This is a genomic window from Arthrobacter sp. YAF16 (assembly GCF_052113385.1).
Taxonomy (GTDB): Bacteria; Actinomycetota; Actinomycetes; order Actinomycetales; family Micrococcaceae; genus Arthrobacter.
The window spans coordinates 25,607-44,618 of the sequence record NZ_JBFRDC010000001.1; the positions used below are offsets into that span (position 1 = coordinate 25,607).

Annotated in this window: 19 protein-coding genes, 1 tRNA gene and 1 riboswitch; of the genes, 12 read left to right on the top strand and 8 right to left on the bottom strand. The window is 67.5% G+C overall.

The window, feature by feature from the left end:
• Positions 1-34: 34 nt before the first annotated feature.
• The 3 genes from AB4Y91_RS00100 to AB4Y91_RS00110 all read right to left on the bottom strand — a co-directional run bounded on the left by AB4Y91_RS00100 (position 35) and on the right by AB4Y91_RS00110 (position 1,520).
• Complete coding sequence (locus AB4Y91_RS00100; protein WP_441416563.1) at positions 35-1,195, bottom strand: N(5)-(carboxyethyl)ornithine synthase; 1,161 nt, start codon at positions 1,193-1,195, stop codon at positions 35-37.
• Positions 1,192-1,341: a hypothetical protein gene (locus AB4Y91_RS00105; RefSeq protein WP_441416564.1), complete on the bottom strand. Its 150-nt coding sequence runs from the start codon at positions 1,339-1,341 to the stop codon at positions 1,192-1,194. The genes AB4Y91_RS00100 and AB4Y91_RS00105 overlap by 4 nt, the downstream gene beginning before the upstream one ends.
• 105 nt (positions 1,342-1,446) lie before the next feature.
• A tRNA-Gly gene (locus AB4Y91_RS00110) sits at positions 1,447-1,520 on the bottom strand.
• Between the two features lie 498 nt (positions 1,521-2,018).
• On the opposite strand from AB4Y91_RS00110, the gene AB4Y91_RS00115 reads away from it, so the two are divergent.
• The 3 genes from AB4Y91_RS00115 to dcd all read left to right on the top strand — a co-directional run bounded on the left by AB4Y91_RS00115 (position 2,019) and on the right by dcd (position 4,885).
• Positions 2,019-3,596, top strand: a complete 1,578-nt coding sequence (locus AB4Y91_RS00115; protein WP_441416565.1) for a sugar transferase — start codon at positions 2,019-2,021, stop codon at positions 3,594-3,596.
• A 203-nt stretch (positions 3,597-3,799) separates the two neighbouring features.
• Positions 3,800-4,243, top strand: coding sequence for an SRPBCC family protein (locus AB4Y91_RS00120; RefSeq protein ID WP_441416566.1), 444 nt, complete (start codon positions 3,800-3,802; stop codon positions 4,241-4,243).
• Between the two features lie 66 nt (positions 4,244-4,309).
• Entirely contained in the window at positions 4,310-4,885 is a 576-nt protein-coding gene (gene dcd / locus AB4Y91_RS00125; RefSeq protein ID WP_441416567.1) for a dCTP deaminase, read from the top strand.
• Between the two features lie 16 nt (positions 4,886-4,901).
• Here dcd and AB4Y91_RS00130 read toward each other — a convergent pair whose 3' ends face one another.
• The 3 genes from AB4Y91_RS00130 to AB4Y91_RS00140 are packed head-to-tail and all read right to left on the bottom strand — an operon-like array spanning position 4,902 to position 8,026.
• Positions 4,902-6,098: a cation:proton antiporter gene (locus AB4Y91_RS00130; protein WP_441416568.1), complete on the bottom strand. Its 1,197-nt coding sequence runs from the start codon at positions 6,096-6,098 to the stop codon at positions 4,902-4,904.
• Positions 6,099-6,103: 5 nt separating this feature from the next.
• A complete protein-coding gene (locus AB4Y91_RS00135; protein ID WP_441416569.1) occupies positions 6,104-6,586 on the bottom strand; it encodes a cation:proton antiporter regulatory subunit in 483 nt (160 codons plus the stop codon).
• Between the two features lie 39 nt (positions 6,587-6,625).
• On the bottom strand, positions 6,626-8,026 hold the full coding sequence (locus AB4Y91_RS00140; protein ID WP_441416570.1) for an MFS transporter: 1,401 nt from the start codon (positions 8,024-8,026) through the stop codon (positions 6,626-6,628).
• Positions 8,027-8,258: 232 nt separating this feature from the next.
• On the opposite strand from AB4Y91_RS00140, the gene AB4Y91_RS00145 reads away from it, so the two are divergent.
• The 6 genes from AB4Y91_RS00145 to mnhG are packed head-to-tail and all read left to right on the top strand — an operon-like array spanning position 8,259 to position 14,654.
• The gene (locus tag AB4Y91_RS00145) at positions 8,259-11,276 is read left to right on the top strand and encodes a Na+/H+ antiporter subunit A (protein WP_441416571.1); all 3,018 of its coding nucleotides are present in this window, start codon (positions 8,259-8,261) and stop codon (positions 11,274-11,276) included.
• Positions 11,273-11,839 carry a Na(+)/H(+) antiporter subunit C gene (locus tag AB4Y91_RS00150; protein WP_441416572.1) on the top strand — a complete coding sequence of 189 codons (567 nt, stop codon included), beginning with the start codon at positions 11,273-11,275 and terminating at the stop codon, positions 11,837-11,839. The genes AB4Y91_RS00145 and AB4Y91_RS00150 overlap by 4 nt, the downstream gene beginning before the upstream one ends.
• The gene (locus tag AB4Y91_RS00155) at positions 11,836-13,449 is read left to right on the top strand and encodes a Na+/H+ antiporter subunit D (protein WP_441416573.1); all 1,614 of its coding nucleotides are present in this window, start codon (positions 11,836-11,838) and stop codon (positions 13,447-13,449) included. Before AB4Y91_RS00150 ends, AB4Y91_RS00155 begins: the two co-directional genes overlap by 4 nt.
• The gene (locus AB4Y91_RS00160) at positions 13,446-13,991 is read left to right on the top strand and encodes a Na+/H+ antiporter subunit E (protein ID WP_441416574.1); all 546 of its coding nucleotides are present in this window, start codon (positions 13,446-13,448) and stop codon (positions 13,989-13,991) included. Before AB4Y91_RS00155 ends, AB4Y91_RS00160 begins: the two co-directional genes overlap by 4 nt.
• Positions 13,988-14,266, top strand: a complete 279-nt coding sequence (locus tag AB4Y91_RS00165; RefSeq protein WP_175322314.1) for a monovalent cation/H+ antiporter complex subunit F — start codon at positions 13,988-13,990, stop codon at positions 14,264-14,266. Before AB4Y91_RS00160 ends, AB4Y91_RS00165 begins: the two co-directional genes overlap by 4 nt.
• Positions 14,256-14,654 carry a monovalent cation/H(+) antiporter subunit G gene (mnhG, locus tag AB4Y91_RS00170; protein WP_441416575.1) on the top strand — a complete coding sequence of 133 codons (399 nt, stop codon included), beginning with the start codon at positions 14,256-14,258 and terminating at the stop codon, positions 14,652-14,654. Before AB4Y91_RS00165 ends, mnhG begins: the two co-directional genes overlap by 11 nt.
• 21 nt (positions 14,655-14,675) lie before the next feature.
• Here mnhG and AB4Y91_RS00175 read toward each other — a convergent pair whose 3' ends face one another.
• Positions 14,676-14,939 (bottom strand): DUF4235 domain-containing protein, encoded by a 264-nt coding sequence (locus AB4Y91_RS00175; RefSeq protein WP_441416576.1) that lies wholly within the window; start codon positions 14,937-14,939, stop codon positions 14,676-14,678.
• Between the two features lie 36 nt (positions 14,940-14,975).
• A complete protein-coding gene (locus AB4Y91_RS00180; protein ID WP_441416577.1) occupies positions 14,976-15,521 on the bottom strand; it encodes a heme-degrading domain-containing protein in 546 nt (181 codons plus the stop codon).
• Positions 15,522-15,667: 146 nt separating this feature from the next.
• Positions 15,668-15,811, top strand: a riboswitch (TPP riboswitch).
• A gap of 69 nt (positions 15,812-15,880) precedes the next feature.
• On the opposite strand from AB4Y91_RS00180, the gene AB4Y91_RS00185 reads away from it, so the two are divergent.
• Genes AB4Y91_RS00185 through AB4Y91_RS00195 form a run of 3 tightly spaced genes read left to right on the top strand, consistent with a single transcriptional unit; the run spans position 15,881 to position 18,946 of the window.
• A complete protein-coding gene (locus AB4Y91_RS00185; RefSeq protein ID WP_441416578.1) occupies positions 15,881-16,513 on the top strand; it encodes an ECF transporter S component in 633 nt (210 codons plus the stop codon).
• 13 nt (positions 16,514-16,526) lie between these two features.
• Positions 16,527-18,146: an ABC transporter ATP-binding protein gene (locus AB4Y91_RS00190; RefSeq protein WP_441416579.1), complete on the top strand. Its 1,620-nt coding sequence runs from the start codon at positions 16,527-16,529 to the stop codon at positions 18,144-18,146.
• Positions 18,143-18,946: an energy-coupling factor transporter transmembrane component T family protein gene (locus tag AB4Y91_RS00195; RefSeq protein WP_441416580.1), complete on the top strand. Its 804-nt coding sequence runs from the start codon at positions 18,143-18,145 to the stop codon at positions 18,944-18,946. Before AB4Y91_RS00190 ends, AB4Y91_RS00195 begins: the two co-directional genes overlap by 4 nt.
• Positions 18,947-19,012: the final 66 nt, after the last annotated feature.

The following is a 19,012-nucleotide window of genomic DNA, read 5'->3' on the forward strand; positions in this document are numbered from 1 at the left end:
AACGGAGCAGAAAACCGGGTGCGGCGCGAAGCTGCTAGCCGGCCACGGGCAGGTGCGGGTACCCCGACTGCCGCTGCTGGAACTCCAGCACATCCGGGTTGAGCACCACGCCGTCGCGGATTTCAATCGCGCGGCGGATGGTTTCGTTGCTGTCCCAGGCTGCGGGCCCGGCGAGCACAGTCTCCAGGAACGGCAGCAGCGCCTCGCTGATCTCGGAACTGGCCGAGTTCCAGAGGTAGGACGGGCTGTGGTCCACCGCGTAGTAGTCGATGTGGTCGCCTACCGTAAACATGGGCTCGGTAAAGGTGGTGGTTTTCGCCCAACTGAAGCCCATGCCTTCGTCGCAGGACACGTCCACGATCAGGCTGCCCGGCCGGAAAGCGTCCAGGTCTTCGGTGCGCAGGTAGGTCAGCGGAGCGTTCGGGTCCTGCAGGGTGCAGTTGACCACGATGTCGCTCTCCGCGAGGAAGGGCGCCAGCGGCACCCGGCCCCGTTCGGTGATGACTTCGCTCAGGAACGGCGCCTCATTGTCGTGGTCGAACTGCGCGATCCGCACCGAGTGGATGGGTGAACCCACCGCGGCGACTCCGCGGTTGGTCAGCACCTGCACGTCGTGGACGCCGTGGGCGTTGAGGGCCGTCACGGCGCCGCGGGCGGTGGCGCCGAAACCGATTACGACGGCGCTCAGCCGGCGGCCGTAGTCCCCCGTGGTGCCGGTCAGGGCCAGGGCATGCAGCACCGAGCAGTAGCCAGCCAACTCGTTGTTCTTATGGAAGACGTGCAGGCCGAAGCCGCCGTCGCTGGCCCAGTGGTTCATCGCCTCAAACGCGATGAGCGTGAGCTTCTTGTCGATCGCCAGCTGGGTGATCGCCGCATCCTGGACGCAGTGCGGCCAGCCCCAGAGGACCTGCCCGTCGCGCAATTCGGCGAGGTCCTCCGGCTGCGGCTTGGGCAGCAGTACGACGTCGGCCTCGGCCAACAGCTGCGCCCGCGGCACGATGCCGCCCACGAGACCGGCCAAGTGGGCGTCCGAAACGCCAAAGCGCTCGCCGTAGCCTTCTTCCAGGATCAGTTGCTGCCTGAGCTCCGGGGCAATGCGTTCAAAGTGCCGGGGATGGATGGGAAGGCGGCGTTCGTCCGGCTTGCGTGTGGTGGCCAGGACACCGAGGGTGAGGTGGTTCGGGGAACCGGTCACTTCTTTTTGGGGCTCGCCGTCTTGGCGGCGGTCACTTTGTCGAGGGAGCTGGGCGGCGCCGCGGCGGCCCTCTTGTCAGCGCGCTTTTCCTTGATGGACTTGCCGGACTTCTTGGATGCTGCTTGACGGGGGGACTTGTCAGCCATGATTGCTCCTGTAGCGGAACCGAAGAGGTTCCTGACTCCTGACGATACAGGTAGCTACCTAACCGACTCCGGTGCAGTGGTGCGGGCGCGGAGCGGTGGACGAACTGGAGCGGCTGACGGGAATCGAACCCGCGTATCAAGCTTGGGAAGCTAGCGCTCTACCATTGAGCTACAGCCGCAGTGGGACTGGCCAATAATCTGGCCAATAATCCCGGCGAAAACAACGAGATTTACACTACCGCAGTCTGAAGCCCACTTGGAACAGCCACACCGGGGCCATTCTGCGAGGAGCCCAGGGCCTCTACCCCTGGAAGACCGGATCTCCGGCCTCCCCTTCCCGTCCGGCGGACACCTCGCTTTGCCAATTCAGGACGGACTCGAATTTCAACGGGTAGACCCATCTCAGATGCGCGTATACCTGCCTCCACTGTCGCGTGGTCAGAAGGCAAAAAGAGGTAGCCCACACTCGTGTGCCCCCAAAGACCATCCACTTGACTAGGGGAGATCGCAGCCAACCCCTAGTCGCTAGAAGGTCTCATCATGGTTCGTGGAGCGCTTATCCCTGTTCCTGTTGTCCGACTATTGGATATAGGCAAATGGCGGGGCTCTGGCTTTGACAATGTCCAGCCCCTCGCTCAAAGGGCTGAAGAGGCTTCCGGCTCCGCGCGGCGGCGGTCATGAGCGAACTCAAACACCGCCGGCCTTTGCACGCAGCGGCCCGGTTGGCCGCCCCAGCGAGCATCCCGCAGCGCAAGTTGGCTTCGGCGAGGCCGCAGCACTCGGTGTGGGACGACGAATCCCGGATTGACATGGCGGCCTCCAGGAGGGCGGTCTCACTTCGGTGGAGGAACTTCGCCAACCGCCTTCGAATCACCGACGGGGCAGCCATTGCCGTCGCGGTGGCGTCGGCTTACGTGTTCAGGTTCGGCTCCGAAGCAACAACCTCGGCCGGGGCGGAATTTGAAGCGAAATATCTGGTGGTCTCCACACTGCTCCTTGTTGCCTGGATCGCTTCCCTCGAGATTTACCACACCCGCGATTGCCGGACGTTTGGCGTCGGCGGAGCCGAATACAAGAGAGTTGCACAGGCCACCCTCAAGCTGTTCGGCGCCCTGGCCATTGCGATGGTTTTCTTCCGCTTTGAAGTGGTTCGCGGCTACTTCGCTGTGGCGTTGCCCCTGGGGCTCCTGCTGCTTACCGGCAACCGCTGGCTCTGGCGCCGGTGGTTGAACCGCAAGAGGGCGGAAGGCAAGTACCTGTCGCGGGTGATAGTGATCGGAGACCGGAGCGACGTCGAGTACGTCATCAACCAGATCGAAAAGAACCCTACCGCCGGCTACGAAATTTCCGGCGTGGGGTTGCCGACCCTGGAGAAGTCCACCGAGCTCCGGTCGCCTTGGTACCGGATCCCGGTGGTGTCCACCCTGGCGGACGTGTCGAGGATGGTAGAAGTCGCGGGCGCGGACGCGGTCATCGTCGCGGGACGGGTACCCGGTGGCAGCCAGTACATCCGGGAGCTGGGATGGAAGCTGGAGGCGACGGCGACGGAACTCGTCCTGGCTTCCACCCTCACCAACGTTGCCGGTCCGCGAATCCACTGGCGTCCGGTTGATGGATTGCCGCTCGTGCACGTCGAGCTTCCCCAATATGCGGGCGGCAAGCACGTTCTCAAGCGCGTCATCGACATCGCCGTCGCGTCGCTGGCATTGCTGGTGCTGTCGCCGCTCATGCTGGTTCTCGCCATCATCGTCAAGCGGGACAGCGCCGGCCCCATCTTCTTCCGCCAGTTGAGGGCAGGCAGAAACGGCGAGCCTTTCTACATGCTGAAGTTCCGATCGATGGTCCAAACCGCCGAAAAGGACCTGGAGTCCGTGCGGGAACTCAACGAAGGATCCGGACTGCTGTTCAAAATCCGGAACGATCCGCGGGTCACCAGGTGCGGACGCTGGATGCGCAAGTACTCCTTGGATGAGCTCCCGCAGTTCTGGAACGTGCTGACCGGTGAGATGAGCTTGGTCGGCCCTCGGCCGCCGCTGCCATCGGAAGTTGAACGGTATGAGAAGTTCACCAACCGCCGACTGCTCATCAAGCCTGGAATCACCGGACTGTGGCAGGTTAATGGCCGTTCCACTCTTCCGTGGGAGGAGAGCGTCCGGTTGGATCTGTACTACGTGGAGAACTGGTCCCTCACCGGCGACCTCATCATCATGTGGAGGACTTTCAGGGCCATGCGCAGCCCCGTCGGCGCGTACTGAGGGGCGATGACTTTTCGCATCGGCTACGCAGCCGGGACCGGCCCCACCGTGATGCCCGGACACCAACTCCGTCGGTAACTCTTCGGTAAAGGCCTGCCGCGCAGGGGTGGTGTGCCGGGCCCTGCTGGGTACCCTGAAGGGGTTAGCTGCAGTCTCCGGGGAACGGGCTACGTCCATTAGCCGTCCGCCTAACGAGGATTTCCGTGGCCTTTGCCGAGTACGAAGTCGTGATCCAACGCGACGCGATGAGCGTTTACAACTTCCTGCTGGATCCCCGGAACCTGGCGTCCTGGCGGGACGGGATCAGCGGTGTTGAACTCATTTCCGGCGCAGCGGGATCGATGGGGGCGGTCTACCGCCCGGTCTTTGCCGGCACGGGGCGGCCGGCGGTTGCCGACTTCGAACTCACCGCGACCCGGCCCGGAGCCGAGATCCAGTTCCAGGTCATTGCCGGACCGGCGCGTCCGCACGGCGGCTACTACCTGAGCACAGAGGGAGGCAGCACCCGCGTCCGCTTCGCCCTCCGGTACCGGCCGCCCGGCGCCGGGGTACTGATGTATCCAAGGGTGCGCCGGGCCATGAAGGCGCAGGTCGCGCAGCTCGAGCGGCTCAAGGCCGTGCTGGAGCACCAGCGGGCCGCCGCATAGGGCCTCACGGGAGTAACACTTGCCCCACGCGGACCAGCCGGCAATTACTGGGGTATTTTTGATCCTGTGCTGATCTCTGACCGCGACATTCGTACCGAAATCGACTCCCAGCGGATTGTGCTGGAGCCGTTCGACCCTGACATGGTTCAACCGTCGTCGGTGGACGTGCGGATTGACCGCTTTTTCCGGCTTTTCGATAACCACAAGTACGCGCATATTGACCCTGCCGAGGACCAGCCCGAGCTGACCCGCCTGGTGGAGGTTGACGCGGGCGAGCCGTTCATCCTGCACCCGGGCGAGTTCGTGCTGGGCTCCACCTACGAGACCGTCACGCTGCCGGACGATATTGCGGCGCGGCTCGAGGGTAAGTCCTCGCTGGGCCGCCTTGGCCTGCTGACGCATTCGACGGCGGGGTTCATCGACCCCGGATTTTCCGGACACGTCACACTGGAGCTCTCCAACATGGCCACCCTGCCGATCAAGCTCTGGCCGGGCATGAAAATCGGGCAGCTCTGCTTCTTCCGGCTGTCCTCGGCCGCCGAACACCCGTATGGTTCCGGCGAGTATGGCAACCGCTATCAGGGCCAGCGCGGCCCGACGGCAAGCCGCAGCCACCTGAACTTCCACCGCACCGAGATCTAGGCGGGCCGGAAGGGTCCTAGCCTGCGGGCCGGACCGGGAGGGCAGTGCGCCTGTCCGGGCGGCGCAGCGTCCGCACGATCGGCTCCACGAAGCGGGCAGCTAGCGGACCCATCACGGCCATGATCAACACATAGGCGGTGGCCAGGGCAGCGAGCTCCCTGGGCACCACGCCGGAAGCCACCGCGAGCCCGGCGATCACAATGGAGAATTCTCCGCGGGCGATCAGGGCCGCCCCGGCACGGAAGCGGCCCGGCAGGGCGATGCCGGCCCGCTTGGCTGCCCAGATTCCGGTGATCATCTTGGTGGCCGCCGTCAGGACGGCCAGGACCAGGGCCCAGCCAAGCACGGGCGGGATGGACGTCGGGTCCGTGTTGAGGCCAAAGACCACGAAGAAGATCGCGGCGAAAAGGTCACGCAGGGGTTCAAGGATCCGTGTGGCGCTGTGCGCGGTGGCTCCGGAGATCGCGATCCCGAGCATGAAGGCGCCGACGGCGGCGGAGACCTGCATGGCGGCGGCCAGTCCCGCGACCAACAGCGCGGCCCCTAGCAGGTTGAGCAGGAACACCTCGGAGTTTTCGCTGTGGACGGCCTTGGACACGTGGTGGCCGTGCCGCAAGGCGACCACCAGCACCAGGGTGACGACGGCGAGTGAGATCCCCACCGTCTGCAGCCCCACCAGGAAACTGACTCCGGCGAGAGTGGCCGTCAGGATTGGCAGGTAGACGGCCATGGCCAGGTCCTCGAAGACCAGGATGGACAGGATCACGGGTGTCTCGCGGTTACCGATCCGGCCGAGGTCCGTGATGACTTTCGCGGCGATCCCGGACGAGGAAATGTAAGTGACACCGCCCATCACCATCGCCCCCACCAGCCCCCAGCCGAGGAGCAGTGCCAGGCCCGCCCCCGGCAGGAAGTTCAGCACCAGGTCCAGGACGCCGGCCTGCCAGGACCGCCGCAGGCCTGTCACCAGCTCGGCCGCCGTATATTCCAACCCGAGCATAAGCAGAAGGAGGATGACGCCGATCTCACTGGAGAGATGGGCGAACTCGTGCATCCCTTCCAGCTTGACCAGACCGCCGGCCCCGAAGAACAGGCCGCCGACGAGGTAAAGCGGAATGGGGGACATGCCGATCCGCCCGGCCAGTCTGGCCAGCAGGCCAAGACAGAACACGACGGCCCCCAGTTCGATGAGGGTCAGGGCGAGCGGATCCATGCCGCTTATCCGTTGCGCAGGATGCTGGCTGCCGTGTCCAGGCCTTCTTGCGTGCCGACGGCGACGAGGAGGTCGCCGGGGTGCAGGACGACGTCGGGGCCCGGCGAGGGGAGGACTTCGCCCTCGCGCATGATGGCCACGATCGAGGCGCCGCTGCGGGTCCGGATGCAGGCTTTGCCCATGGGCTGGTTCTGGAAGGGGGAATCCGCGGCGATGGAGAACTGCCGGGTGACGATCCCGGGGATCTCCCGGTGCGCTTCGGACAGCTGCATGGCAATGCGCTGTCCGCCCAGAAGGTTGCCGAGGGCGGCGGCCTCGTCGGCGGTCAGCGGGATGGAGGCCTGGCAGGTGTCCGGGTCGTCCCAGGTCGAGACGATCAGCTCGGTCTGGCCTTCGCGGTACTCGACGACGCCGATCCGGCGTCCCGAGGCGGTCATGAAGTCCTTGCGCCGGCCCAGGCCGGGAAGGTCTGTCTCATCCACGTTCATGCCTCCAGCCTAGTGTCCCGGCGGAGTTTTGGGGCGGGTTCAGGCCCCCGGCACGACGGCGATTTCCGTCCTGCCCGGCGGCTTGACGGGCAGCATCACCAGCAGCCCGGCCAGCAGGACCACCATGATGCCGAGGATGCCCCACCGCTGCGCTTCGCCGGGCGCAACCAGGGGCGTCGCGACCGCGATGCACAGGGTGAAGAGTGCCGGCGCTAGGAAGCTGACGGCCCGGCCGGTGGTGGCGTACAGGCCGAAGAGCTCGCCCGATTCACCGTGCGGCGCGAGCCGGGCCAGGTAGGCGCGGGACGAGGACTGGGCCGGACCCACGAAGAGGCACAGGAACAGGCCGAACACCCAGAACGTCGTGCTTCCGGCCCAGTCCATGCCGAAGAAGGAATAGTTCCCGTTCCCCAGCGCCAGGAGCACGCTGCCCGCGATCAGCAGGCCGATCAGCGAACCGATGATGACCGCCTTGGGCCCTACCCGGTCGTCCAGCAAACCGCCCAGCAGCGCGCCAACCGCGGCCACAACGTTGCCGAAGATGGCGAAGAAGATGACCTGCTTGAGTTCGAAGCCGAAAGTGCCGGCGGCGATGATCCCGCCAAAGGTGAACACCGCGGCCAGCCCGTCGCGGAAGATGGCGCTGGCCAGCAGGAAGTAAATGGTGTGCGGGCTTGTCCGGTAGATGGCGCGGATGCGGCGCACGAGCAGGCTGTAGGAGGCGAAGAACCCCAGACCGGACTGCCGGGCCTTGGGCACTTCCGGGACTGCGAGCATCACCGGAATCGCGAAGACCAGGAACCAGAGCGCGGAGAACACCGCCACAAGACGGATGTTCAGGCTCTCCTCGGTGGATGCCCCGAACCACTCGAAGCTGGGCTGGACGAAGAGCTGGAGCACGATCAGCAACGCGACAATGCCGCCGAGGTAGCCAGAGGCCCAGCCGAAGCCGCTGATCTTGCCGATGTTCGCGGGCGTGGAGATCTGGGCGAGCATGGCGTTGTAATTGACGCCGGCGAATTCGAAGAACACGTTGCCAAGCGCGATCAGGGTCACCCCGAGGAGCAGGAATTCGGGACGCGGGAAGACAAAGAAGCAGAGCCCCGTCAGCAGCGCGACGGCGGCCGTGTTGACCCCCAGCCACAGCTTGCGGCGGCCTCCGCTGTCCGAACGCTGGCCGGTGACCGGGGCCAGCAGGGCGATGGCCGCCCCGGCGATGGCCAGGGCGGAGCCGAGGACCGCCGAGGCTTCGTCTTCGCCGCCGAAGGCCTTGGAGGTCAGGTAGACGGTGAAGACGAAGGTGGTCATGACCGCATTGAAGGCCGCGGAGCCCCAGTCCCAGGCGGCCCAGGCCACGACCCGGCCCTTGCCGGTGGCATGGCTGCCGGACTCGAGTTCCGAGGCCGGACGCATGGCCTCGGGGGCAGTGGCGGAGTTCATAGCCTGAATGTTAGCCGTCCGCGGCGGACCGCCGGCGGAGAAACGGCTAGGCAACGCCGGGTCTTCGTTGCCGGGCCGGTGGAACCGCGGCTCCAATGGCTGGCGTCCTCCGCGCACGTCACCGTAAAAACAATTTGTGCACGCTTGGTAAACTAGCCGCACCGAACCTAACCAATTGCCCCGCCTGCTCCAACTTTTTGACAATCGAATTCCTGACGTTGCGGAGATACCAGTGATCACAGTCCTTGCCGTGCACTTCGCGGTGGCTGCTGTGGCGCCGTTCCTCTTCCGCAGGCTGGGCAGGAACGCGTTCTTCGCGCTGGCCGCGGTGCCCGCAGGCTCGTTCGTCTGGCTGCTCCTCCAGCACGGCGCGGTGTATTCATACGCCGGGTCCACCGCGGTGACCCTCCCGTGGATTCCGGACCTCCGGCTGGAGCTGGCGTTCCGGATGGATGCCCTGGCCTGGGTCATGTCCCTGCTGGTCCTGGGTGTCGGTGCGCTGGTCCTGGTCTACTGTGCCCGGTACTTCAAGGACAAGGACAGCCATCTCGGCGGCTTCGGAGCCCAACTGCTGGCGTTTGCCGGGGCCATGTTCGGCCTGGTCACCGCCGACGACCTGCTCCTGATGTTTATTTTCTGGGAACTCACCACGGTCCTGTCCTACCTGCTGATCGGCTACGCCCGCACGAGGTTGTCGGCCCGTCGCTCGGCGCTGCAGGCGTTGGTGGTGACCACTGCAGGCGGCCTGGCCATGCTGGTGGGCCTGATCATGCTGGGCTCAACCGCGGGTACCTACCGGATCTCGACCATCCTGCAGATGGCGCCCGAGCTGGTGACGGGACCGGCCGCGGCCGCCGTGGCGGCCGCCGTCGTGCTGGTCCTGGTGGGCGCGATCACCAAGTCCGCGCTGGTCCCGTTCCACTTCTGGCTCCCCGGGGCGATGGCCGCGCCGACGCCGGTGAGCGCGTACCTGCACGCCGCCGCCATGGTGAAGGCGGGCATCTACCTCGTGGCGCGGCTTGCCCCCGGGTTCGCCGAGACGGCGTACTGGCTCCCGCTGGTGCTGGCCCTCGGCCTGGCCACCATGCTGGTGGGCGGTTACCGGGCCCTGCGCCAGACGGACATCAAGCTCATCCTCGCCTACGGCACGGTCAGCCAGCTCGGCTTCCTGACCATGGTGGTGGGGCTCGGCAAGCCCGACGCGGCGCTCGCCGGCCTCGCCCTGCTGCTGGCCCACGGCCTCTTCAAGGCCACGCTGTTCCTCGTGGTCGGCATCATCGACCACCAGGCGGGGACCCGCGACATCCGCAAGCTCTCCGGGGTTTACCGGTCCTCCCGCGCCCTGGCCGTGGTGGCTGCGATCGGTGCCGCATCGATGGCCGGAGTGCCGCCGCTGGCAGGTTTCGTGGCGAAGGAATCCGTCTTCGAGGCCTTCGTGCATCAGGCCGGGACCGGGCCGTGGGGTTTGGTTATCCTGGTCGGCCTGGTGCTGGGCTCCATCCTGACCTTCGCCTACAGCGCACGTTTCATGTGGGGCGCCTTCGCGGTCAAATCCGGCGTGCCGGCCACCCGTTTCAAGGCCGTCAAGCCGGCATTCCTTGCCGCCCCCGCCGTGCTGAGCCTGCTGACCCTCCTCTACGGCATGTGGCCGGCGCCGGTGGACGCCTGGATCCAGCCGTACGCGGCGCTCTTCGCCGGCCACGCCGAAGCCGGTGGCGTGGATCCCGACGCCGCCGGGCACCTCGCGCTGTGGCACGGGTTCACCCCGGCGCTGGGCCTGACCGCGATCACGTTCGCCCTTGGACTGGCGATGTTCTACGGACGCAACGCCGTTTCCCGCGCGCAGGCGCTGGTGCCCGGCTGGATCGACGGCGACCGCAGCTACCAGCGCACCATCGGCGCCCTCGACGACGTCGCCGTCTGGGTCACCGGCCGCACCCAGCGAGGCTCACTCTTCTTCTACCTGGCCGTCATCCTGACGGTGGCCTTCGTCCTGCCGCTCACGGCGATGCTGCTGGCCAACAAGCCGCTGCCCGGCGGCCTGTACTTCATCGACCCCGGTTCGCCGCTGCAGCTCGTCGCGGGCGCCGGCATCGTGATCGGCGCACTCGCCGCGGTCCGGGCCAACAAGCGCTTCCTGGCCGTGCTGATGGTGTCGGTCACCGGCTACGGCATCGCCTTGATGTTCGCGCTCCAGGGCGCCCCGGACCTGGCCCTGACCCAGATGCTGGTGGAAACCATCATCCTGGTGGCCTTCGTCCTCGCCATGCGGAGCCTGCCGGCGGAGCTGCGGGACCGCACCGGCGGTAAGTACCGGGTGACCCGGGTGATCATCGGCGCGGCGTTCGGCCTCACCATGGTCTTCGTAGCGATCTATGCCCTCAGCTCCCGGGTCGCCACTCCGGTTTCGCTGGAGTTCCCGCGCCTGGCCTACGAGGGCGGCGGGGGACTGAACGTCGTCAACGTCACCCTCGTGGACATCCGGGCCTGGGACACCTTTGGCGAGATCTCCGTGCTGGCGCTCGCCGCCACCGGCGTCGCCAGCCTGATCTTCGTCCGCGGCCGCGGCGACCGCATCGGGCCCTCGTCGTCCGTGGCGGAAGGAACCGTCGGCCGCCGGACGCATCAGCCCGCCCATACCAGGGACAACGCGGCGCTGGCCTTGAGCCGGCGGTTTGCCGCGTCGACTCGCGACGCGTGGCTAGTGGCGGGACGGACCATGGCCCCGGAGCGGCGGTCGATCATTTTTGAAGTCGTCACCCGGCTGATCTTCCATTCGATGATCGTCTTCTCCATCTACCTGCTGCTCGCCGGACACAACCTTCCCGGCGGCGGTTTCGCCGGCGGGCTCACGGCCGGGCTCGCCCTCACCATCCGCTACCTCGCCGGGGGCCGCTTTGAGCTGCGCGAGGCCACCCCGGTCAGCGCCGGCGCCCTGCTGGGGATCGGGCTCGCGACGGCCGCGGCGTCCGGCGTCGCGCCGCTGCTGCTTGGCGGCCAGGTCTTCCAAAGTGCCGTGATCGAACTCTGGCTGCCGGTCTTCGGCGACATCAAGTTCGTCACCTCCACCATCTTCGACATCGGCGTCTACATCGTCGTTGTCGGCCTGGCGCTGGACGTGCTCCGCAGCCTCGGCGCGGAAATCGACGAACATTTCGAGGAACAGCCCGCGGCAGAACCCGCGGAGCCGTCCGACGACCGGGAAGCCGACGGCGTCCCGGCCGAAACCACCGCCAAGGGGAGCGCATGAGCGTCAATCTGACCCTGCTGACGGTCATGGGAGCCCTCTACGCCTGCGGCATCTATTTGATCCTGGAACGCAGCCTCACCCGGGTCCTGCTGGGCCTGATGCTGCTGGCCAACGCCACCAACCTGCTGATCCTGGCCACTGGCGGCTATGCGGGCCTCGCACCGCTGTTCAACAAAGACACGGCCGCCGGCGACTACAGCGACCCGCTCCCGCAGGCGCTGATCCTGACCTCGATCGTGATCTCCTTCGCCGTCACGGCCTTCATGCTGGGCATCATCTACCGCACCTGGGTGCTGGCCCGGCAGGACGAAATCCAGGACGACGCCGAGGACCGCCGGGTGGCCGAGACCCCCAGCTTCGACGCCGAGGACGACGCCGTCATCCCGGCGGAGACCTCGGAGTTCCCTCTCGTGGCGGCCGATCCGACGGACGCTGCGGGGGGACCCGACCCGACGGAGACCGTGCAGGCGGGCGCCCGCCGGATGCCGGCCATGGACGCCGCCTCCGAGGAACAACCCGGATCCCGCAACATCACGCCCGGCCCGGAAGGAGGGACCAAGTGAACATCGCAAGCTTTGCCCCGCTCGCCGTCGTCCTCCCCATCCTGGGGGCCGCCCTGACCTTCCTGCTGATCCGGCAACCACGGGCGCAACGGACCGTCAGCATCGCCCTCCTCTCGCTGACGCTACTGCTCGAATGCCTGCTGCTGGCCTCCGTCTGGCAGGGCGGCACGGCGGCGGTCAACATCGGCGGCTGGCTGCCGCCCTGGGGCATCGTGATGGTGGTGGACCAGTTCTCCTCGCTCATGCTGGTGGTGTCCTCGACCGTCAGCCTTGCCGTGCTGGTCTACGCCACCGGGCAGGGCATGGCCGACGGCGACCGCGACGCGCCCGTCTCGATCTTCCACCCCACCTACCTGATCCTGGTGGCGGGCGTGTCCAACGCGTTCCTCTCCGGTGATCTCTTCAACCTCTACGTGGGCTTCGAGATCCTGCTGACCGCCAGCTACGTGCTGATGACCCTGGGCGGGACGGGTCCGCGGATCCGCGCGGGTGTGACGTACGTGGTGGTCTCGGTGGTCTCCTCGGTGCTGTTCCTGATCGCGATCGCCATGATCTACGGCGCCACCGGAACCATCAACATGGCGGACCTTGCCATCAAGCTGATGGATCTGGACCAGGGCACCCGGAACCTGCTGCACGTGCTGCTGCTCGTGGCGTTCGGCATCAAGGCCGCCGTGTTCCCGCTGAGTTTCTGGCTCCCGGACTCGTATCCGACGGCCCCCGCCCCGGTCACCGCCGTGTTTGCTGGCCTGCTCACCAAGGTGGGGGTCTACGCCATGGTCCGGACCGAGACCCTGCTCTTCCCGGGGGACACGTTCAACACCCCGCTGATGGTCGCTGCCCTGCTGACCATGGTGGTGGGGATCCTGGGCGCCCTGGCGCAGAGCGACATCAAGCGACTTCTCTCCTTCACCCTGGTCAGCCACATCGGTTACATGGTGTTCGGCCTGGCGATGTCGTCCGTGGCGGGGCTGGGGGCCGCGGTGTTCTACGTGGCGCACCACATCACCATCCAGACCAGCCTGTTCCTCGTGACCGGCCTGATCGAGCGCCGCGCCGGGAGTTCCTCGGTGGACCGGATCGCCGGGCTGGCCAAGCTCTCGCCGCTGCTGGCGGTGCTGTTCTTCGTGCCGGCCATGAACCTGGCCGGGATCCCGCCGTTCTCCGGGTTCCTCGGCAAACTGSGCCTCCTGCAGGCCGGCGTCGCCCTCGGCACCCCGCTGGCCTACGCACTCGTGGCCGGCGGCGTGCTGACCAGCCTGCTGACCCTGCTGGCCATCGCACGCGTCTGGAACCGCGCCTTCTGGCGCAAGCCCGAGGACGCCGAACATCCCGATCCCGTGCTGCTCGCCGCCCCCGCCGACGCGGCCACCGGCCACCGCGCGGGCCAGCAGAACGTGACCCTGCTGCCGCGGACCATGGTGGGCTCCACTCTGGGCCTGGTGCTGTTCGGGGTGGCGCTGACGGTGTTTGCCGGGCCGCTCTTCCGGGTGGCGGACCAGTCCGCCGGGGAGATGCTGAACCGGTCCGCCTATATCCAGGCCGTGCTTGGGGACGAGGCGCCGGTTCCGGTAATCGCCCAGCCGATGCGGCAGGAGGGCGGCAAATGACACGGAAGAGGGTCTCGCTGCGCCAGGAGCTGCCGCTGCTGGTCTGGCTCGTTATTGTCTGGGGCGCCCTGTGGCAGGACTTCAGCGCCGGAAACCTGCTCTTCGGCGCCCTGATCGCGGTGGTGGTGGCCCGGCTGTTCTACCTGCCGCCGGTGGAACTGGGGGGCCGCTTCAACGTGCTGCGCGCCGTGCCGTTCGCGCTGGTCTTCCTGGCCAAGGTCGTGGCGGCCAGCTTCCAGGTCCTGTACCTGGCCGTGGTCCGTGGTCCGCGGGTGATCAGCGCCGTCATAGCCGTCCCGCTCCGCAGCCATTCAGACCTGCTGGTGACCGCCACGGGACACGTCATCTCCCTGATCCCGGGGTCCGTGGTGGTGGAGGTGGACAGGTCCACGTCCACGCTCTACATCCACGGCATCAATGTCCGAGACGCCGAGGACGCGGCCAAGCTCCGCAAGGAGGTCCGCGACACCGAGGCCGGGCTGATCCGGATCATGGGCACCAGGGCCGAACTGTCCGCACTGAAGCAGGAGGCCGGGGCATGATGCCGCTGGTTTTGACCATTACCGCGGTCGTGCTGTCGCTCGCCGCGGCCGGCGCGATCATCCGCATCGCGCGGGGGCCCTCGCTGCTGGACCGGGTGCTGGCCGCCGACGTGCTGCTGGCCATCCTAGGCGCGGCGCTGTGCATCGACATGGCCGTGAACCGGCACCTGAACAACCTGATGCTGCTGGTGTCCATCTCGATCATCGGCTTTGTCGGTTCGGTGACGGTGGCCCGATTCGTGGCCGACCGGAGGAAGCAGCCCAATGAGTCCTGACACGATTTCCGCCGACGCCGTAATCGACACCGTCTCGGCTGTGTTCATGGTGGTCGGGGCGCTGATGTCCCTCGGCGCGGCCATCGGCCTGCTGCGGTTCCCCGACCTCATGAGCCGGATGCACGCCGCGACCAAGCCGCAGGTGCTGGGGCTTTTCCTGCTGCTCTGCGCCGTGGGGCTGCAGCTGCGCACCTGGTGGGTGTGGCCGGTGCTGGTGGTCGCGTGGATCTTCCAGCTGCTCACAGTGCCGGTCTCCGCCCACATGGTTGGCCGCGCCGGCTACCGCACCAAGCACCTGCACCCCGAGCTGCTGAGCGCCGACGAGCTGGAAGCCGTGGTGCAGCAGGCGGCCGGCAAGCGCGGATTCACGGACGACGACGACGAGTAACGCCGCCGGCGGCGATATGGCTTAGACCAGGTCCTGGGTCTTGGCGAAGCGGGTGATCGCCCGCTGCGTGCCGCGGTTGGCGAGGACCTGGATGATGGCGCTGACCGAGGCCGAAATGAGGGCGAAGGTCAGGGCCTGGCGCAGGGTGGTGGGGACGTCGTCGTCGTGGCCCTTGGGCGGTTTGTTGCCGGTGGTCTTTTCCCAGACGGTGTCGACTACCTTGGTGCCGACGAAGCCGGCGAGGAGGCTGACGCCGGTGCCAAGCAGTTTGATGAAGATGTTCATACTTCGTACTCCTTGCGGGAGGAAACAGGGCTTCCCCTAGCCTAGCGTCCCCGGGCGGCCGAGGATTTCGGTCAGTGCCTCGACCACCAGCTCGTGGTCGTCCTTCTGCGGCAGCCCCGACACCGTGACGGTGCCTACCACCCCGGTTCCGCGCAGGTAGATGGGGAACGAGCCGCCGTGGGCTGCAAACTCCCGCTGGTCGAACCAGGCGTTGTCCTCGATCCTCTGACCGGCAGCACGCGCCCGCAGGCCCACCAGCAGCGACGGGACTTCATACCGCACCGCGGTGCGCTGTTTGGCCTTGATCCAGCGCTCATTGTCCGGGGTGGCGCCCTCCAGTGCGGCGTGGAAGAGGACCTGATCGCCCTTGCTGATGTCGATGGCGATCGGGTAGGAGCGCTGGCGGCCGAGTTGGACCAGGAGGAGGCCCAGGTCCAGCGCGTCGTCCTTGCTGAAGGACCGGAACTGCAGTTCGTCGATTTCGGCCAGGATGCGGCCGATGAGCGCGGCCAGGGATCCCGGCGGCTGTGGTTCCGCGGAGTCCGGGTCGTACTCGGGGGAAGGCACTGGTGCGTCGGTCATGGGACTCAGCTTCCGTTAGGTGGCCGCCGCCGCGCAAGCCCAACTGACTCGCAGTTGTTGCCGTTATGAGCCCTCAAAACGACAACGACTGCGAGTCACTTGGGAGTGCCGCCGGGTGTAAACTGAGCCAGCCCACAAGGGCGATTTAGATACGACAGGGGAGCGCCGCCGTCGGGCATCACTGGAGAAATCCAAGGTAACCGTAGGTGGGCGCTGAGAGTGCGGACAGCCGCAGACCCTCGAACCTGATCCGGTTAGTACCGGCGCAAGGGAGTCGAGTTCTCAGGGTGCCCGGCACCCGTGGCGAAGGCCGCGGTGCCGCCGGAGCACCCTCCCCTCCTGTTCCTCAGGAGGACGATATGACTGACATTTCTGCGAAGCAGACACTGACCACCGGCAAATACAGCTGGCGCGTGGTCGACATTGTGGTGGCCGCGTTGATCGCTGTTGCCGGCGGTGTGATTTTCTGGGCCTGGTCCCAGGGTTCCAACCTTGTTTCCGTCCCGCTCAACGCGGTCTACCCGCCGCTGACCGGGCTCTACGCCGGCGGCTGGATGATCCCGGCGGTGCTGGGCATGCTCGTTATCCGCAAGCCCGGGGCGGCGCTGTTCTGCGAAGCGGTGGCCGCCACCGGCGAGCTGATCATGGGCTCGCAGTACGGCACCACCGTGCTGATCTCCGGCATCCTGCAGGGCCTGGGCGCCGAACTCATCTTTGCCGCGTTCCTGTACAAGAAGTTCAACCTTCCGGTGTCCCTGCTGGCCGGTGCCGGCGCGGGCCTGTTCTGCGGCCTGAACGACTCCTTCCTGCCCTGGGGCTGGAACATCGCGTACGAAACCGGTGACAAGCTCGCCTACATCGTCTTCTGCGCCATCTCCGGAGCGGTGATTGCCGGGGGACTGTCCTGGCTCGCCACCCGCGGCCTGGCCAAGACCGGGGTGCTGGCCTCGTTCGGGTCCCGCAAGGCGGCATCGGAACCCGTCTTCTCCTGATGCCCGCACACGCATGAGGTCTGTCGACGACGTACGCCCGGCCGCGGTCAGCGCCCGCGGCTGGGGCTGGCGGCACGCCGGCCGGGCCCGGGCCGCCGTGAGCGGCCTGGACCTGGACATCCGCCCGGGCGAGCGCGTGCTGTTGCTGGGCCCGTCCGGCGCCGGCAAGTCCACGCTGTTGCACGCCCTGGCCGGTGTGCTGGGGGACAGCACTGCGGCAGCCGCGTCCGCTGCTGCTTCCGCTGATGCCGAGGACTCCGATGAGACCGGCAGCCTGCTGATCGACGGAGCCCCGCCCAGGGCCCGGCGCGGGCGGGCCGGGCTGATGCAGCAGGACCCGGAGACCCAGGTGGTGCTGTCGCGGCTCGGCGACGACGTGGCCTTCGGGGCCGAAAACCTCTCGGTCCCCCCGGCGGACATCTGGCGGCGGGTGGGGGAGGCGCTCGACGACGTCGGGCTGGGCGGCCTGCCGCTGCATCACCCGACGTCGTCGCTCTCCGGCGGCCAGAAGCAACGGCTGGCGCTCGCCGGGATCCTCGCGATGCGGCCCGGGCTGCTGCTCCTCGATGAGCCCACCGCCAACCTTGACCCGGCCGGTGTCCTGGAGGTCCGCGACGCCGTGGGACGGTGCCTGGACAAGACCGGGGCCACCCTGGTGGTGGTGGAGCACCGGGTTGCTGTCTGGAAAGACCTTGTGGACCGGATCGTCGTGCTGCAGCCCGGATCCGCCACGGACTCCGCCGTGCTGCTGGACGGGCCCCCGGACCTGGTCCTGGAGCGGGCGCGGGACATGCTCATCTCCGCCGGCGTCTGGGTGCCGGGCCATGTGCCCGCCACCCGGGCCCGCCGCGGCCGAACAGGACCGGAAGGGGACCCCGGGGCCGGCCAGCTGCTGCTGGCCGCAGAGGAACTGGCCGTGTCCCGCGAACGGCCCCGCCGCACCGGTTTGCTGCGGGGCTTCAGCACGGTAACACCCGTCCCGGTGCAGTCCGGCATCACGGCCCGGGTCCGGTCCGGCCAGGCGTTGACCGTCACCGGCCCCAACGGTGCCGGGAAGTCGACCTTCGCCCTGACCCTGGCAGGCCTGCTTTCCCCGGTCTCCGGCGCGGTGTCCGCCACCACCGAGCTGAGCGCCGGCGCAGGCATCGATCCGTACAAATGGAGGGCCCAGCAGTTGATCGCCAGGATCGGCACGGTGTTCCAGGAACCCGAGCACCAGTTCGTCACCGGCAGGGTGCTGGACGAACTGATGTTCGGTCCCCGCCAGCTGGGCCGCGGCGAAGAGCGGGTCGACGAGCTGCTGGAACGGCTCCGGCTCCGCGAACTCGTGGACGCCAACCCCTACACGCTCTCCGGCGGGGAAAAACGGCGGCTCTCCGTGGCCACCGTGCTGGCTGCCCACCCGCAGGTGCTGGTGCTGGACGAACCCACCTTCGGCCAGGACGCCAACACCTGGGCGGAACTGGCCTCCTTCCTCTCCGAGCTTCTCGACGCCGGGACCGCGGTGGTCTCGGTGACCCACGACGCGGAGTTCAGCGAGGTCCTGGGCGGCACCGAGCTGAAGCTCGGCGCACCGCAGTCGGGCGCGCCGGGACTACCCGGCAGGACGAATCCGGGGGTGGCGGCGCCATGAGGGACGCCCTGACCCTGCGCGGAAACCACGCTCTGCTGACCCGCGCCAACCCGCTGGCGAAATTCTCCGGCGTCGTGCTCATCACGGTCGCGCTGGCGCTGTCCATCGACTGGGTGTCCGCGTCCGTGGCGCTCGCCTTCGAACTGCTGCTGTTCCCGCTGGCGGGCCTGACCCTGGCCCTGCTCTGGCAGCGCGGCTGGCCGCTGATCCTCGCGGCCGCCGTGGGCGGCTGGAGCACCGCGATCCTGGCCCCGGACCATGGCAGGATACTGCTCGACGTCGGCATCTGGTCCATCAGCGAGGGCTCGCTGCAGCTCGGGCTGGGCTTCCTGCTGCGCGGCCTCGCGATCGCGCTGCCGGCGGTGCTGCTGATGAGCTGCACGGACCCGACGGACCTGGCCGACGCCCTGGCGCAGCAGGCGAAGCTGCCGCACCGCTTCGTGCTGGGCACCCTGGCCGCGATGCGGCTGGTGGGGCTCATGGCCGAGGAATGGCAGACCATCGGCATGGCCCGGCGAGCCCGCGGTGTCGGCTCACACGGAAACCCGGCGCAGCGGCTCAAGGCCACGCTGGGGCAGAGCTTCGGGTTGATGGTCCAGGCCGTCCGCCGTGCCTCCCGGCTCGCGGTGACCATGGAAGCGCGGGGCTTTGGCGGCGCGCAGCGGACCTGGGCGCGGAAGGCGACGTTCAGCCGGCTGGACGCGTGGGTGGTCCTCGGTGGCCTGCTGATCTCGGGTGCCGCCGTGGCCGCGGCCGTCGCTGCCGGGACGTGGAACATGGTGTTCCTCGGCCAGCAGTAGCGTCCGCATATCGCACGAGACGGATATTCTGTGAGCTATATTGCAGTTCCGGGGTTTTGGCCCGTC

Bases quoted from the DNA above. Each gene is read 5' to 3' on its own strand.
- AB4Y91_RS00135 (WP_441416569.1), bottom strand. From the start codon at position 6,586: ATGAACGTGGATGAGACAGACCTTCCCGGCCTGGGCCGGCGCAAGGAC.
- mnhG (WP_441416575.1), top strand. From the start codon at position 14,256: ATGAGTCCTGACACGATTTCCGCCGACGCCGTAATCGACACCGTCTCG.
- AB4Y91_RS00165 (WP_175322314.1), top strand. From the start codon at position 13,988: ATGATGCCGCTGGTTTTGACCATTACCGCGGTCGTGCTGTCGCTCGCC.
- AB4Y91_RS00105 (WP_441416564.1), bottom strand. From the start codon at position 1,341: ATGGCTGACAAGTCCCCCCGTCAAGCAGCATCCAAGAAGTCCGGCAAG.
- AB4Y91_RS00185 (WP_441416578.1), top strand. From the start codon at position 15,881: ATGACTGACATTTCTGCGAAGCAGACACTGACCACCGGCAAATACAGC.
- AB4Y91_RS00180 (WP_441416577.1), bottom strand. From the start codon at position 15,521: ATGACCGACGCACCAGTGCCTTCCCCCGAGTACGACCCGGACTCCGCG.
- AB4Y91_RS00175 (WP_441416576.1), bottom strand. From the start codon at position 14,939: ATGAACATCTTCATCAAACTGCTTGGCACCGGCGTCAGCCTCCTCGCC.
- AB4Y91_RS00140 (WP_441416570.1), bottom strand. From the start codon at position 8,026: ATGAACTCCGCCACTGCCCCCGAGGCCATGCGTCCGGCCTCGGAACTC.
- AB4Y91_RS00130 (WP_441416568.1), bottom strand. From the start codon at position 6,098: ATGGATCCGCTCGCCCTGACCCTCATCGAACTGGGGGCCGTCGTGTTC.
- AB4Y91_RS00195 (WP_441416580.1), top strand. From the start codon at position 18,143: ATGAGGGACGCCCTGACCCTGCGCGGAAACCACGCTCTGCTGACCCGC.
- AB4Y91_RS00160 (WP_441416574.1), top strand. From the start codon at position 13,446: ATGACACGGAAGAGGGTCTCGCTGCGCCAGGAGCTGCCGCTGCTGGTC.
- AB4Y91_RS00150 (WP_441416572.1), top strand. From the start codon at position 11,273: ATGAGCGTCAATCTGACCCTGCTGACGGTCATGGGAGCCCTCTACGCC.
- AB4Y91_RS00190 (WP_441416579.1), top strand. From the start codon at position 16,527: ATGAGGTCTGTCGACGACGTACGCCCGGCCGCGGTCAGCGCCCGCGGC.
- AB4Y91_RS00115 (WP_441416565.1), top strand. From the start codon at position 2,019: ATGAGCGAACTCAAACACCGCCGGCCTTTGCACGCAGCGGCCCGGTTG.